Origin of the sequence: Oceanobacillus picturae, assembly GCF_000612865.1 — a bacterium.
Lineage (GTDB): Bacteria > Bacillota > Bacilli > Bacillales > Amphibacillaceae > Oceanobacillus_B > Oceanobacillus_B jordanicus.
In genome coordinates this window covers 1,600,155-1,614,564 of the sequence record NZ_CCAX010000001.1, presented here as the reverse complement: position 1 = coordinate 1,614,564, position 14,410 = coordinate 1,600,155, and the positions used below count along the sequence as shown (strand labels likewise).

General features: G+C 40.2%; 14 protein-coding genes. All 14 read left to right on the top strand.

The features are described from left to right. The first annotated feature begins 116 nt into the window (after window positions 1–116). Entirely contained in the window at window positions 117–1,052 is a 936-nt protein-coding gene (hprK, locus tag BN988_RS08240; RefSeq protein WP_036575067.1) for an HPr(Ser) kinase/phosphatase, read from the top strand. A gap of 11 nt (window positions 1,053–1,063) precedes the next feature. Next, complete coding sequence (gene lgt, locus BN988_RS08235; RefSeq protein ID WP_036575065.1) at window positions 1,064–1,921, top strand: prolipoprotein diacylglyceryl transferase; 858 nt, start codon at window positions 1,064–1,066, stop codon at window positions 1,919–1,921. 298 nt (window positions 1,922–2,219) lie between these two features. Further along, window positions 2,220–3,182, top strand: coding sequence for a nucleoside recognition domain-containing protein (locus BN988_RS08230; RefSeq protein WP_036575063.1), 963 nt, complete (start codon window positions 2,220–2,222; stop codon window positions 3,180–3,182). Further along, window positions 3,157–3,792, top strand: a complete 636-nt coding sequence (ppaX, locus tag BN988_RS08225; protein WP_036575061.1) for a pyrophosphatase PpaX — start codon at window positions 3,157–3,159, stop codon at window positions 3,790–3,792. The genes BN988_RS08230 and ppaX overlap by 26 nt, the downstream gene beginning before the upstream one ends. 3 nt (window positions 3,793–3,795) lie before the next feature. After that, window positions 3,796–4,308: an acyltransferase gene (locus BN988_RS08220; protein ID WP_036575059.1), complete on the top strand. Its 513-nt coding sequence runs from the start codon at window positions 3,796–3,798 to the stop codon at window positions 4,306–4,308. 14 nt (window positions 4,309–4,322) lie between these two features. Continuing rightward, window positions 4,323–4,862: a glycerol-3-phosphate responsive antiterminator gene (locus BN988_RS08215; RefSeq protein WP_036575057.1), complete on the top strand. Its 540-nt coding sequence runs from the start codon at window positions 4,323–4,325 to the stop codon at window positions 4,860–4,862. Window positions 4,863–5,083: 221 nt separating this feature from the next. Further along, the gene (locus tag BN988_RS08210) at window positions 5,084–5,890 is read left to right on the top strand and encodes an MIP/aquaporin family protein (RefSeq protein ID WP_036575055.1); all 807 of its coding nucleotides are present in this window, start codon (window positions 5,084–5,086) and stop codon (window positions 5,888–5,890) included. Between the two features lie 23 nt (window positions 5,891–5,913). Further along, the gene (gene glpK / locus BN988_RS08205) at window positions 5,914–7,404 is read left to right on the top strand and encodes a glycerol kinase GlpK (RefSeq protein ID WP_036575053.1); all 1,491 of its coding nucleotides are present in this window, start codon (window positions 5,914–5,916) and stop codon (window positions 7,402–7,404) included. A gap of 280 nt (window positions 7,405–7,684) precedes the next feature. Further along, complete coding sequence (locus BN988_RS08200) at window positions 7,685–9,352, top strand: glycerol-3-phosphate dehydrogenase/oxidase (RefSeq protein ID WP_036575051.1); 1,668 nt, start codon at window positions 7,685–7,687, stop codon at window positions 9,350–9,352. Between the two features lie 172 nt (window positions 9,353–9,524). Then, on the top strand, window positions 9,525–10,520 hold the full coding sequence (locus tag BN988_RS08195; protein ID WP_036575050.1) for a tetratricopeptide repeat protein: 996 nt from the start codon (window positions 9,525–9,527) through the stop codon (window positions 10,518–10,520). A gap of 78 nt (window positions 10,521–10,598) precedes the next feature. Further along, the gene (gene trxB, locus BN988_RS08190; RefSeq protein ID WP_036575048.1) at window positions 10,599–11,552 is read left to right on the top strand and encodes a thioredoxin-disulfide reductase; all 954 of its coding nucleotides are present in this window, start codon (window positions 10,599–10,601) and stop codon (window positions 11,550–11,552) included. Window positions 11,553–12,027: 475 nt separating this feature from the next. Further along, the gene (locus BN988_RS08185; protein WP_036575045.1) at window positions 12,028–12,486 is read left to right on the top strand and encodes an NUDIX hydrolase; all 459 of its coding nucleotides are present in this window, start codon (window positions 12,028–12,030) and stop codon (window positions 12,484–12,486) included. Between the two features lie 29 nt (window positions 12,487–12,515). After that, entirely contained in the window at window positions 12,516–13,400 is an 885-nt protein-coding gene (gene rapZ / locus BN988_RS08180; RefSeq protein ID WP_036575042.1) for an RNase adapter RapZ, read from the top strand. Window position 13,401: 1 nt separating this feature from the next. Continuing rightward, window positions 13,402–14,355: a gluconeogenesis factor YvcK family protein gene (locus BN988_RS08175; RefSeq protein WP_036575039.1), complete on the top strand. Its 954-nt coding sequence runs from the start codon at window positions 13,402–13,404 to the stop codon at window positions 14,353–14,355. The last annotated feature ends 55 nt before the right edge of the window (window positions 14,356–14,410 follow it).

The following is a 14,410-nucleotide window of genomic DNA, read 5'->3' as shown; positions in this document are numbered from 1 at the left end:
TTTTTGTTTGGCGTATGCTACAATAAAGTGTATCTATTCTGTTGGGAAGAATACGAAACCTTACAGGATGGCGATAATAAAATAAATGAAGCTTAAATTATAGGGGGATATACTGGATGTCGACAGTGCGCACGAAGGATTTACTTGAGCATTTTAATTTAGAACTAGTTGCTGGCAAGGACGGCATACATAGAGAAATTACCACGAGTGATATTTCCAGACCTGGAATTGAAATGACCGGGTATTTTAAATATTACCCAAAAGAAAGATTACAGCTTATTGGGAAGACAGAAATGGCTTACTTTATGGAATTAAGTGATGCAGATAAGAAAGATCGTGCCATAAACTTATGCACAGATATCACGCCTGGAATTGTGATTTCGAGGGGGATGGATATACCTGAGGCATTAGTAGAAGCAGCAAATGATTCTGGTGTGCCTATTTTACACTCTCCAAGAAAAACCACACGGGTTATTAGTCGATTAACCAATTATCTTGAAACGAAATTTGCTCCATTTACTGCGATTCATGGTGTGCTTGTAGATATATATGGAGTAGGCGTGCTTATTACTGGCCAAAGTGGTGTAGGTAAAAGTGAGACGGCATTGGAACTCGTTAAACGTGGGCATAGACTTGTTGCTGATGATAGTGTGGAAATAAGGCAGGAAGATTATGACAGCCTTGTAGGAAATTCACCACCTCTTATTGAACATCTACTCGAGATCCGTGGCCTTGGGATTATTAATGTGATGACATTGTTTGGCGCAGGTTCAGTTAGAAGCCATAAGAAGATTTCGCTTATCATTAACCTAGAAATTTGGGATCAGAAGAAACAATATGACCGCCTAGGTCTTGATGAGGACAAAATGAGAATTATGGAAGTGGACATTCCGAAAGCCACTATTCCAGTTCGTCCTGGTAGAAACCTGGCCGTTATTATTGAAGTTGCAGCAATGAACTTTCGTTTAAAAAGAATGGGAGTTAATGCAGCTGAGGAATTTTCAGAACGGCTGACTACAATGATCAAAAATGAAAAGGATGAAACCGAATAGGAGGGTTCATTATGCTATTTACCGCAGCTCCTTTGGACAGGGTCTTTTTTGAACTAGGCCCATTGACTGTTTATTGGTATGGAGTAATTATTGCGACAGGTGCATTTTTAGGACTATATTTAGCAACAAGGGAAGCGGATCGGCTTGGGTTGAAAAAGGATTTGATCATAGACTTTATCGTGTTTGCAATCCCTATAGCGATCTTATGTGCAAGGATTTACTATGTCGTATTTGAATGGGAACGCTATGCAAACGGACCATGGACGGATATTTTTGCCATCTGGGAAGGCGGCATTGCAATCCATGGGGCCGTGATAGGTGGCGTGCTTACCGCTATTGTATATGCTAAGTATCGTGATATTACATTTTGGCAGCTTGCAGATATCATCGCACCAAGTCTAATACTTGGCCAAGCGATCGGTCGCTGGGGAAATTTCATGAATCAAGAGGCACATGGACACGAAGTTTCAAGTGCTGCCTATGATAATTTCTTGCAGTATCTTCCTGATTTTATAATGAACCAAATGACGATAGATGGTGTCATGTATCATCCGACATTTTTATATGAATCAGTATGGAATATACTCGTCTTTGCCTTCTTACTTGTACTAAGAAAATATAACCCATTGCGAGGTGAAGTTTTCTTAAGCTATGCCATTACATATTCAATCGGCCGCTTCTTTATTGAAGGAATGAGAACAGATAGCTTGTATGCATTTGCTGGTTTGCGTCAGGCACAGTTATTGTCCGTTTTTCTCATCATAGTTGCTATACTACTTATCATCTATCGCAGGAAAATAGGAGTGAAGGAACACTATAAGGATGTACCTGTTCCTCCAAAGAAAAAGAATAAGAAAAAGAAGAAATAAATATTTATAGTGCGTGTTCAAAAAAGAGGATAAAAAGGACAGAGGTCGGCTAAGATCGCAACGTCCTGGGGCTACGTTAACTCACCCCAATGAAAAGATTTGTTGCAATGCCGACACTAACACGTCCTGTGTGTCGAAGTTCGATGCGGCGTAGCTTTGAGTACCGGGCTTGCACAAGATGTGTTGTCTTCGACTTTCGACACAGGACGTGTCGGAATTTAGTCGAAGGTCATCGGTACCGGTGTGTCATTTTTACCGGATTTTTTGAACAACGTCTTAGTAGAAAGAAGGGGATGAAATGTCTGGTATTGTATATCGTGGTTTTCAACAGGGGCTGACAACAACCTGGACATTAGGGAAAGTCATTTTCCCCATCACATTATTGATTACGATTTTACAATTCACCCCCGTACTACCGTGGATTATCGAAATGTTAACACCGGTTATGGGGCTATTGGGTCTATCAGGGGAAGCAGCTGTGCCGCTAGTTCTAGGGAACTCCCTAAACTTATATGCCGGGATTGCAGCAATTGTGTCCTTTGATTTTACGGTCAAGGAAGTATTTATTCTAGCGGTCATGCTATCTTTTTCGCATAACCTGTTTATTGAATCTGCTGTTGCCTCAAAAGTTGGTGTCAGCTGGTGGCTTATCGTTGGAATTAGAGTAGGGCTTGCCTTACTAGGCGGACTATTGATTAATTTAATTTGGCACGGGGGAGCAGAACAAGCACAATATGGATTAATACAGTCTGCGGACACTGTGCCAGTTGGTTGGGGAGAGATTGCCCTTCAAGGAATGCAAACTGCATTAACGGCTGTTGTCCAGCTTGGTTTGATTGTCATTCCGCTAATGATCATCATGCAGTTCATGCGGGAAAAAGGTTGGTTAGCAATGCTGTCCAACAAACTGGCTCCAAGCATGAGATTTTTAGGAATGGAGAAAAATACTTCAATGACCATGGTTGCTGGTCTTACAATTGGGTTAGCATATGGGGCAGGCCTTATGATTCAAGCTGTGAAGGAAGACAATGTCTCGAAAAAAGACATGTCCCTTGCTCTCATTTTTCTTGTAGCTTGTCACGCTGTTGTTGAAGACACACTTATTTTTATTCCCTTAGGCATCCCAGTCTGGCCACTCTTATTAATACGGCTAGCAACTGCTATCTTATTAACAATGACAATAGCAATGGTATGGAATCGACTAGAGAAAAAGAAACGGAAGGAAACAAACCAACATGAGCATTCGTACAATACTTTTTGATTTAGATGGAACATTAATTGACACCAATGAACTAATCATTGCTTCCTTTATGCATACCTTTTCGCATTATGGCATGACCTATACAAGGGAAGAAGTGGTCCAGTTTAATGGGCCCCCATTACTTGATACGTTTCAAAAAGTTGCTCCGGACCTAGCAGAAGAAATGGTTAAAACATATCGCGCTCATAATTTAACCGTCCATGATAGCTATGTGACAGCTTTTCCTCATGTACTAGAGACAATTGCAACTTTAAAAGAGCAAGGTCTCAAGCTAGGAATTGTGTCGACCAAGATGAGAAAGGGTGTGAACATGGGGCTGGCTCTAACCGGGTTGGATACATACATGGACACCATTATAACCTTGGATGATGTTGAACATGCAAAACCGCACCCAGAGCCGGTACTCAAGGCTGTTCAAGCACTAGGAGCTGACTTAGAGACAACGCTAATGGTCGGAGATAACTACCATGATATTGAGTCTGGGCAAAATGCTGGTGTTAAAACAGCAGGTGTGGCCTGGTCTGATAAAGGAAGCTCTTTCTTGGAAGGCTATCATCCCACCTATATGCTGAAAGATATGCGGGATTTACTTCAACTTACAGAGGTGTAAAGGATGCGAAGAACCAAACGTTACCAGGTGAAAGATTCTAATTCGCTTTGGCAGATCTATAAAACAGTTCCTTTTTTTAAAGTGGTCAAAAACTTTGTGGTTATTCAAATTGCCAGGTACACACCCTTTTTAGGGCTGAAAAATTGGCTGTATCGCAATTTTTTAAAGATGGAGATAGGAAAGCAAACAGCATTTGCTCTTATGGTTATGCCTGATATTATGTTTCCTGAAAAGATCACAATTGGGACAAATAGTGTAATTGGGTATAATACCACTATCTTGGCACATGAATATTTAATTAAGGAATATCGGATTGGGGAAGTTGAAATTGGAAGTAATGTGTTGATCGGCGCAAACACGACCATTTTGCCTGGTGTTACGATTGGGGATGGTGCAGTGGTTTCCGCTGCAACGCTAGTACATAAGGACGTACCAGAAGGCGCTTTTGTCGGTGGTAATCCAATGAAACTGATATACTCAAAAGCGGAGATGGAGACACGTCAAATAGACACATGAAGTAGGTGGAAATAATGAACACTCCTGCAGGGATATTGCCAGCAATACGTAAAATGAAGGATTTTGATTTTGCATTGGAAACATCCTATGAAAGCATCGTCTTTCTGGAAACAAGGCTTGCACAGCTTAAAAGTCTTGTGGAATATACGAAGCGTGCCAATAAAAAGGCGTTGGTACACTTTGATTTAATCCAGGGGCTTAGAGCAGATGATTACGCTATGGAATTTTTGTTGAGGGAAATTAAACCTGATGGCATTCTTTCTACAAGGGCGAATGTCATCTCGATGGCGAAAAAGAATAATCTTTTAGCGATTCAACGAGTGTTTTTGTTAGATAGTTTAGCTTTGGAGCATAATATAAAGTTAATTAATCGGACAAAACCTGACTGTATTGAAGTCCTGCCAGGTTTGATACCGGAAATGATCAAATACATCCAGGAGCAGACGAATATACCTGTTATAGCTGGAGGACTAATTAAGACAAAAGAAGAGGTAGATAAGGCATTAGCAGCGGGGGCTATAGCCGTTTCGACGTCGAATAAATCACTTTGGTAATCCTTAAAAGGAACCTTTATAGGTTTCTTTTTTCATTTGCCGGAAAGTATGACGTAAGTCCTGAGTATAAGAAAAGCATAAGAAAAACGTCCCCTTTTACTAGTAACCGAGCGAATCCGATGTTTTTCTGCCTTCATTCGCTCCCAATTGAACCAAAACTTGATGTGTAATCTCTGAAAATTGTGGAATAACATATATATATTGTTATTGGGGGAGATGTCATGTCAGAGTTTGTTGGAGAAGTAATTGGAACGATGATTCTTGTTATCTTCGGTACTGGTGTAGTAGCTGGTAACACATTGAAAAACACCCTATCAGAAGGTACTGGTTGGGTACTTGTGACGTTCGCCTGGGGGCTAGGTGTCGCCATGGGTGTCTATGCAGTTGGAAATATAACAGGTGCTCATTTAAATCCTGCCGTTACCTTAGGACTCGCATCTGTAGGGGATTTTCCCTGGAGCAAAGTCCCACTTTACATTACAGCACAGATGATTGGTGGAATCATTGGCGCAATCATAGTATTTTTTCACTATTTGCCACACTGGAGAGGTACAACAGACCCAGGAGCCAAGTTAGGGGTTTTTAGTACCGGTCCCGCGATTTCCAGTCCAATCGCAAATTTAATAAGTGAGGTCATTGGCACTTTCGTATTGGTAATGGGAATTTTATTTATTGGTGCCCGTGAATTCACTGAAGGATTAAATCCACTCATTGTTGGACTACTGATTGTTGTGATCGGTATGTCACTTGGTGGGACAACTGGATATGCCATTAATCCAGCCAGAGATTTGGGGCCTAGAATTGCCCATGCTTTCCTGCCGATACCAGGTAAAGGGGGATCAAACTGGGGTTATTCGTGGATCCCGGTTATAGGACCGGCACTTGGAGGAATCTATGGTGGTCTTTTTTATCAGGCGTTTTTCGAGACAAATCCCACCATTATATTTTGGGTAGTTACTGCTATCATACTTATTTTATTTGGAGTAGGTTTACAACAGGAACTAAAGAAACCTGCTAGCCAAAGCTAATTTATAAAAGAGGAGAGATTGTAATGGGAAAATACATTTTAGCATTAGATCAAGGAACTACTAGCTCAAAAGCTGTTATATTTGATCAAGAAGGAAAAGTTGTAGAAACAGGCCAACGTGAATTCGAGCAGCATTTTACAAAACCAGGATGGGTCGAACATGATGCGAACGAGATTTGGACGTCTATGTTATCAAGTATCTCTGAGGCAATGCGAAAGAGTGATATCGAGCCAGAAGACATCGCTGGAATTGGTATAACTAATCAACGAGAAACAACCGTTGTGTGGGACCGAAATACCGGAAAGCCAATTTACCGAGCAATAGTATGGCAGTCGCGTCAAACTACTGATATTTGTAATGAACTGCGCGAGGCTGGTCATAATGAACTATTCCGAGATAAGACAGGATTGCTTATTGATCCTTATTTTGCTGGAACCAAAGTCAAATGGATTTTGGATAATGTAGATGGTGCAAGGGAAAAAGCAGATAATGGAGAATTAATGTTTGGCACGGTTGATACATGGCTTGTTTACAAGTTAACTGGCGGAGAACAACATATAACAGATTATTCGAATGCATCAAGAACCCTTATGTACAATATCTATGACTTAGAATGGGATGAAGAACTACTTGATATTCTTGGTGTCCCGAAATCCATGCTACCAGAGGTAAAGCAGTCTTCTGAAGTATATGGAAAAACAGTAAACTATCACTTCTTTGGACATGAAGTTCCAATTGCTGGTATTGCTGGAGATCAGCATGCTGCTCTATTTGGTCAGGCATGTTTTGAAAAAGGTATGGCAAAAAACACATATGGAACAGGCGGCTTTATGTTGATGAATACAGGAGAAGAAGGCGTTAAGTCTGACAATGGCTTATTAACAACACTCGCATGGGGGATTGATGGAAAGGTAGAATACGCCCTCGAAGGTAGTATATTTGTTTCTGGGTCGGCAATTCAGTGGCTTCGTGATGGATTAGAAATTATTAAAGATGCCAAAGAGACTGAATCTCTTGCTACAAGTGTTGAAGATACTGGCGGGGTATATGTCGTGCCAGCATTTGTTGGGTTAGGTACGCCTTACTGGGATAGTGATGTAAGAGGGGCAGTTTTTGGTCTGACCCGTGGAACGAAGAAGGAGCACTTAGTACGTGCAACACTAGAGTCTCTCACTTACCAGACACGTGACGTATTAGATGTAATGAAAGATGATTCGGGTATTGATGTGAAAACATTACGTGTAGATGGAGGCGCTGTTAACAATGACTTCCTTGTTCAATTCCAAAGCAATATACTGGGACTTCAAGTAGAGCGTCCGGTTGTCACAGAGACAACAGCACTTGGTGCAGCCTATTTGGCAGGACTTGCTGTTGGTTTCTGGGAAAGCAAAGAAGAAATCGCAAATCAATGGAAAGTTGATACAACGTTTGAATCTGAAATTAATGAGGATGAAAGAGAACAGCTGTATAACGGCTGGAAAAAAGCTGTAAAGGCGGCACAGGAATTTAAATAAGTGGGTATCGTTAAGAGACAGGTATAGACTCTCTTAATCTGCTTTAGACCATTAACATATTGCTATACTTCCAATTATAGCTATGTTATAATGAATTTAAGTTAATAATCTCGGACGGAGAAATGGAGAAACCGCGAACGCGCTAATCATGATTTGATTAGTGTGCTTTGTGGTTTTTTGTTTGCCTGAAGAGCAATTTTTCTGAGGAAAAGTACATTAGAATACGAAAAATAGGGTATTTATATGTATAGACAATTGTAATAAACAGGAGGGCTTAAACATGACTGTTTTTTCAAGTTATGATCGAAATCTTACATTTAATCATTTTAAAGAGGAAAAATTAGACTTACTGGTTATCGGTGGTGGAATTACCGGTGCAGGAATCTCACTGGATGCCGTGACTAGAGGCTTAAAGACTGGTTTAGTAGAAATGCAGGACTTTGCTGCAGGAACGTCAAGTCGTTCTACAAAGCTAGTACACGGAGGTCTGCGTTATTTAAAACAATTTGAAGTGAAGATGGTTGCAGAGGTAGGGAAAGAACGCGCCATTGTTTATGAAAATGGACCACATGTTACGACACCCGAATGGATGATGCTGCCATTTCATAAGGGCGGTACGTTCGGTCCACTTACTACAAATTTAGGACTTCGCGTATATGATTTTCTTGCTGGTGTGAAAAAAGGTGAACGTAGACAAATGTTCAAACCAGAAGAAGCAATGGAAAGAGAGCCACTTATTAAACGTGATGAGTTAAGAGGGGCTGGGTTTTATGTTGAATATAAGACAGATGATGCTCGCTTGACAATTGAAGTACTAAAAAAAGCGGTGCAACATGGTGTCCATGCGGTGAATTATACAAAAGTAGTGGATTTCATTTACAATGATGCAAATAAAATCTCTGGAGTCGTTATGGAAGACACGATTACTGGTGAACAACATAAAGTATACGCCAAAAAAATTATTAATGCAGGTGGCCCATGGGTCGATGAATTAAGGGAAATTGATGGTTCTAAAAAAGGGAAGGCTCTACATCTAACAAAAGGGGTCCACCTTGTTTTCCGTAAAGAAATCTTCCCGTTACAACAGGCAATTTACTTTGATACACCTGACGGAAGAATGGTTTTTGCAATTCCAAGAGATAATGTGACCTATGTAGGTACAACAGATACAACCTATAAAGGCGATATCGCTAATCCAAAAATGACGGAAGCGGACCGTGATTATATTATCGATGCGATTAATTATATGTTCCCTACCCTCGATATAAAAGCTGAGCATGTTGATTCAAGCTGGGCAGGTCTTCGTCCTTTAATTGCAGAAGCAGATAATGAAAATCCTAGTGAGATTTCACGTAAAGATGAGATTTTCGTTTCAGACTCTGGCCTTATATCCATGGCCGGTGGTAAGTTAACAGGTTACCGAAAAATGGCACAACATGCAGTCGATAAAGTTACCAAACAATTGAAAGAAGAAGAAGGGGTTCTTTATTCAGGATCGGAAACAGAGCATTTAGCCCTTTCTGGTGGAGAAGTTGGCGGATCAAAAGGATTTGAGGATTTCAAAAATAGAAAAGTAAGTGAAGGTATGGCACAGGGACTTGATGAGGAGACTGCTCTCATGCTGGTCGAGAGATACGGATCTAATTTTGATAAGATTTTAGAACTGTACGTTACGAATCAAGAGAAAGCTAAAACGGAAGATATCGATCCTATCGTATTTGCTGAACTTGTTTACGCACTAGAATATGAACTGGCCTATAAACCAGTTGACTTCTTTGTTCGTCGTACGGGTGCTTTGTTCTTTGAAATTGGATGGGTTAAAGCACACAAAGATAATGTAATTCGCTACATGGCAAAAGAATTGAAGTGGACAGATGCTCAAACAAAAGCTTATACAGAAGAGTTGGAGCAACTTTTACATGATGCTGTAACACCTGTTCAATCCTAACTTGTTCAAGATTTCGCTTATTTGCGTGTTTTTTACAAATTGCCGGACAAAATATTTGTCCGGCTTTTTTATGAGTCATTTCCTTTATCTAGTTCATAAACTGCACCCTATATAATTTGACATGGTATTGTGGTATAATCTTTTCGTATGTAATTTAATTAGGGGGATATGCATGCAACAGGTGACAAAAGGTAAGAAAGAACAGCAGAACAATGTTATCCCTTTTATTCCTGAAGGTGACTTTTATTTCACAAAAGGCATAGAGGCTTTTCAAAAACGTAAATTTGACATTGCAATAAAGTGGATGAAGAAAGCAACAGAAGCAAAGCCAGAAGATCCACTGTATCTTTGCCAAATGTCGGTTATATATACGGAAATCGGTGCATTTCACGCAGCAAATCAGCTATTAAATAAAGTACTGCAATCATCAGACTATGTAGATTGTTATTATTTACTTGCAAACAATTATGCCCATTTGGGTTTGCTTCATGATGCGAAAAAATTTGCGTTATCGTACCTTGAGCAAGAGCCTGAAGGGGATTTAAGTGAGGAAGCTAAAAGGTTGTTAGAACTCATTGATATCGATGAGGATGAAGAAGAAGACTGGGATTTAGAGGATGAGGATGAACTCCTGATTTATCAAGAAACCGTCTTTTATCATATGGAAAATATGGAATGGGAAAAGGCAATCCCGCTTATCGAGGAGATGATGACCCTATTTCCAGAGCACAAATTGACAAAGCATGATTATACACAGGCATTATTTTTCTCTGGTGATGAAGAAAAAGCGATCCAAATGGAGGAAGATATTCTTGATGAAGAACCAACTTCCCTTTACAGTCATGTAAATCTTGCTTTATTTTATTTCCAACAGGGAAAATACACGGAATATGAAGTTCATATTCAGGCATTACTAAATGTATATCCTATCCATGAGCAACAAAAACTGCGAATTGCTGTTACCCTTGCCCGTACGAATCGGTTTGAGGAAGCTTTTCAACGCTTTCTACTCCTCTCAAAAGGCAAGCTAAAAGGACATCCTTCTTATTTTCGCTGGTACAGTATTGCAGCATTTCATCATGGGGATAAGGAACGGGCCTATAAGCTTTGGGAAGAAGGTACGAAGAAATACCCTAAGCTAGCTAAAGAATCAGTGCCATGGGATTGAGCATTATATTAGACGAAATCGCATTTGTCTTATAAGCTTGATGTGGCTAATTAATAGAAGGAAAAAGGGGCGATAGATATGTCCGAAGAACGTATGTATGATGTGATTATCGCAGGTGCTGGTCCTGCAGGAATGACTGCAGCGGTTTATGCGTCTCGTGCAAATTTACAAACACTTATGATTGAGCGCGGCATTCCTGGTGGTCAAATGGCCAACACAGAAGACGTGGAAAACTATCCTGGTTATGACCATATTTTAGGACCGGATTTATCCAATAAAATGTTTGACCATGCGAAAAAATTTGGTGCTGAATACGCTTATGGTGATATTAAAGAGGTAATTGACCATGGCGATTATAAGACTGTTGTGGCTGGCAAAAAGGAATATAACACCAGATCACTAATTATTACTACAGGTGCCCAGTACAAGAAACTTGGTATACCAGGTGAAGAAGAATTAGGTGGACGTGGTGTCTCTTATTGTGCTGTTTGTGATGGGGCATTCTTCAAGCAAAAAAACCTCATCGTCATTGGTGGCGGAGACTCTGCAGTCGAAGAAGGTATCTATCTGACACGCTTTGCTGATAAAGTTACCGTTGTGCATCGTCGTGATAAATTACGTGCACAAAAGATTCTTCAAGAACGTGCGTTTGACAATGATAAAATTGACTTTATCTGGAACACTGTTGTTGAAACCATTAATGGTAAAGATGGAAAAGTAGGTAGTGTAACATTAAAAGACACACTTACTGGAGAAGTGAAAGAAGAAAACATTGATGGGGTTTTCATTTATATTGGTATGGTGCCTTTAAGTGAGCCATTTAAATCACTTGGTATCACGAATGAAGAAGGCTATATTCCAACGAATGAACACATGGAAACAAATGTATCTGGTGTTTTTGCAGCTGGAGATATTCGAGAAAAAACACTTCGACAAATTGTAACAGCAACAGGAGACGGAAGTGTAGCTGCTGAGGCTGCAATTAAGTATGTTGAAGACCTTCAAGAAGCATTGAAAACAACCCAATCTTAGTATTGTTAAGTTAACTTTACTAAGAAGTAACTGCTTTTTAACGCTGCTGTAATACGCACGCAATAAAAATGGGGTACACTATAAATAACTAATTGACCCCCTTTTAATAGATAGATTAGTTTCTTGCACAGGTGCAGATGCGCCTGTGTCTTTTTTTTACTTAGGAAAATATAAAAATGTATGTTTGGTTATCCTATACTTAATTTCAAATTAGGCATGGCTACAGAATGAAGAAGCCTGCCTCGGTCTCTTGTCGAAAGTTGACCGATTAAATAGATATAGCGATTGGTAAAACCTTTACCTTGTTGGAATGAATTTTTTCATTGTATAATAGAAGAAGCGTTGTTTAAGAAAAGCGGGATCGCCCGTATAAAGGAACGCCGATTTAAAACGACCGTGCTAGGTGTCGGCAAGACCCGGACGCTCCGGGCCAAACAACATCCTCTTAAAAGATACGGAAAGAGGCGAATACAGAATGCAACGTGTAACCAATTGTATTGTTATAGAAAATAATCATGTTTTGTTAATAAAAAAACCAAGACGTGGATGGTACGCAATACCTGGTGGGAAGATGGAAGCCGGGGAATCGATAAAAGAAGCGGTCACCAGAGAATACCGTGAGGAAACAAATCTCCATCTACAGGATCCTGAACTTGCAGGTGTATTCACCTTTTCGGTTGATACAGAAGATACTTTCATTCAGGAGTGGATGATGTTTACCTTTGTAGCATATGCATATAATGGGGAACTGACAGATAGCAGTCCAGAAGGTGAGCTAGAATGGGTTCCATTGGAGATAATAGAACAATTACCAATGGCAGAAGGGGATCGGAAAATCTTTCAACATGTCAAACGCTCACAGGAGTTGTTATACGGCGCTTTTACATATACGGAGGATTATCAACTTCTTGATGCCCGTTTGGATCCATCCTAGGGGCTAATTCTGAATGGAGGAGATTACAGATGGAAAGTAAACATAGCGAAACGTCGCTGGTTATTATAACAGGCATGTCTGGTGCAGGGAAAACAGTGGCTATTCAAAGCTTTGAAGATCTAGGTTACTACTGTGTGGATAATTTACCACCAGCATTACTGCCGAAATTTCTCGAATTAATGCGGGATTCAAGAAATAATATTCGAAAAGTAGCTCTTGTAATGGACTTACGTGGAAGAGAGTTTTTTGATTCCCTGTTTGAAGCATTAGACGTGCTTGGAAAAGAAGACTGGCTGGAAGAGCATATTCTTTTTCTTGACGCGAAGGATGAAAAATTAGTTAGCAGATATAAAGAAACGAGAAGAGCGCATCCCTTGGATGTTGGCGGTTTGCCATTGAATGGAATACGCCAAGAAAGAGAAATTCTTGACCAACTAAGAGGAAGAGCACAACGTATAATTGATACAACTTCCTTAAAGCCAAAGGAATTACGTGAAAAAATCGTTCAAAAATATACGGAAGAAAAACAGGAAATTTTTTCAGTACACATGGTATCTTTTGGGTTTAAATATGGCTTGCCAATCGATGCAGATTTAGTCTTTGATGTACGTTTCCTTCCTAATCCACATTATGTGCCAACATTACAGCCGCTAACCGGGTTGAATAAAGATGTCTCCTCCTATGTTTTCAAATGGTCTGAAACGCAGGTATTTAATGATAAGGTACTTGATCTTCTGAAATTTATGCTGCCACAGTATAAAAAAGAAGGAAAATCTCAGCTTGTCGTAGCTATTGGTTGTACAGGCGGGCAACATCGGTCTGTGGCCCTTTCTGAGTTTTTTGCCAATGAATTGTCATCTGCGTATATAACGCATGTAACCCACAGAGATATTGACAAAAGAAAGGGACATTAGTATGACACCACAAGCTTTACCAAAAGTTGTCGTTGTGGGAGGCGGTACAGGGATGCCGGTCCTATTACGGGGATTAAAGAATTTACCAATTCATCTAACTGCTCTTGTAACGGTAGCCGATGATGGTGGGAGCACAGGAAGACTAAGATCTGAAATGGCGATCCCTGCACCTGGCGATATTCGCAATGTGATCGCAGCACTTTCAGATGCAGAGCCAATGCTTATTGAGCTCTTTCAGCACAGATTTAATGCAGGAAATGGCTTATCAGGTCATTCAATGGGAAACCTGCTGTTGGCAGCCATGACTGCCATAACAGGTAATTTTAATACAGGGATAAAAGAGATCTCCCGTGTACTGAATGTGAAGGGGAAGATTTATCCTATCTCAAACGACAATATGTCGCTTCATGCAAAGATGAAGGATGGAACCATTGTTTCTGGGGAATCGAATATCCCATTATCCAATAAACAAATTGATCGGGTGTTTTTAAGTCCACAACCGGTCCAGCCCTTGCCAAACGCAGTCAGAGCAATTGAAAATGCTGACCTTGTCGTGATCGCTCCAGGAAGCCTATATACTAGCATTATGCCGACAGTCATTATGCCAAAGATTGATGAGGCAATTCGTAAGACAAAGGGAAAAGTTGTCTATGTCTGTAATGTCATGACCCAGGCAGGAGAAACAACTGGTTACACTGCCTCCAACCATGTACAGGCTATACGGGACCATATTGGGGAGGATAGTGTAGATGCTATCGTCGTACATAATGAGCCAATCGTTCGCTCCGTTCGAGAAATCTATGCGGAAGAAAATGCTGAGCCGGTTATTTATGATACCGATCAACTTCTTAAAATGGGACTACAGATTATTGAAGGGGATATTATAAACCATTCCCAGAAAATGCTGAGACATGATAATACGAAAGTAGCACAATTGCTTTATTCGATTTTATAGAGAAACATCATGAATGAATAAACAAAACCAGCAAAAGTAATTGGGAAGTAGAGAG

Excerpts from the sequence above, each read along its gene's own strand:
- hprK (WP_036575067.1), top strand. The coding sequence starts at position 117 with ATGTCGACAGTGCGCACGAAGGATTTACTTGAGCATTTTAATTTAGAA.
- lgt (WP_036575065.1), top strand. The coding sequence starts at position 1,064 with ATGCTATTTACCGCAGCTCCTTTGGACAGGGTCTTTTTTGAACTAGGC.
- BN988_RS08230 (WP_036575063.1), top strand. The coding sequence starts at position 2,220 with ATGTCTGGTATTGTATATCGTGGTTTTCAACAGGGGCTGACAACAACC.
- ppaX (WP_036575061.1), top strand. The coding sequence starts at position 3,157 with ATGAGCATTCGTACAATACTTTTTGATTTAGATGGAACATTAATTGAC.
- BN988_RS08220 (WP_036575059.1), top strand. The coding sequence starts at position 3,796 with ATGCGAAGAACCAAACGTTACCAGGTGAAAGATTCTAATTCGCTTTGG.
- BN988_RS08215 (WP_036575057.1), top strand. The coding sequence starts at position 4,323 with ATGAACACTCCTGCAGGGATATTGCCAGCAATACGTAAAATGAAGGAT.
- BN988_RS08210 (WP_036575055.1), top strand. The coding sequence starts at position 5,084 with ATGTCAGAGTTTGTTGGAGAAGTAATTGGAACGATGATTCTTGTTATC.
- glpK (WP_036575053.1), top strand. The coding sequence starts at position 5,914 with ATGGGAAAATACATTTTAGCATTAGATCAAGGAACTACTAGCTCAAAA.
- BN988_RS08200 (WP_036575051.1), top strand. The coding sequence starts at position 7,685 with ATGACTGTTTTTTCAAGTTATGATCGAAATCTTACATTTAATCATTTT.
- BN988_RS08195 (WP_036575050.1), top strand. The coding sequence starts at position 9,525 with ATGCAACAGGTGACAAAAGGTAAGAAAGAACAGCAGAACAATGTTATC.
- trxB (WP_036575048.1), top strand. The coding sequence starts at position 10,599 with ATGTCCGAAGAACGTATGTATGATGTGATTATCGCAGGTGCTGGTCCT.
- BN988_RS08185 (WP_036575045.1), top strand. The coding sequence starts at position 12,028 with ATGCAACGTGTAACCAATTGTATTGTTATAGAAAATAATCATGTTTTG.
- rapZ (WP_036575042.1), top strand. The coding sequence starts at position 12,516 with ATGGAAAGTAAACATAGCGAAACGTCGCTGGTTATTATAACAGGCATG.
- BN988_RS08175 (WP_036575039.1), top strand. The coding sequence starts at position 13,402 with ATGACACCACAAGCTTTACCAAAAGTTGTCGTTGTGGGAGGCGGTACA.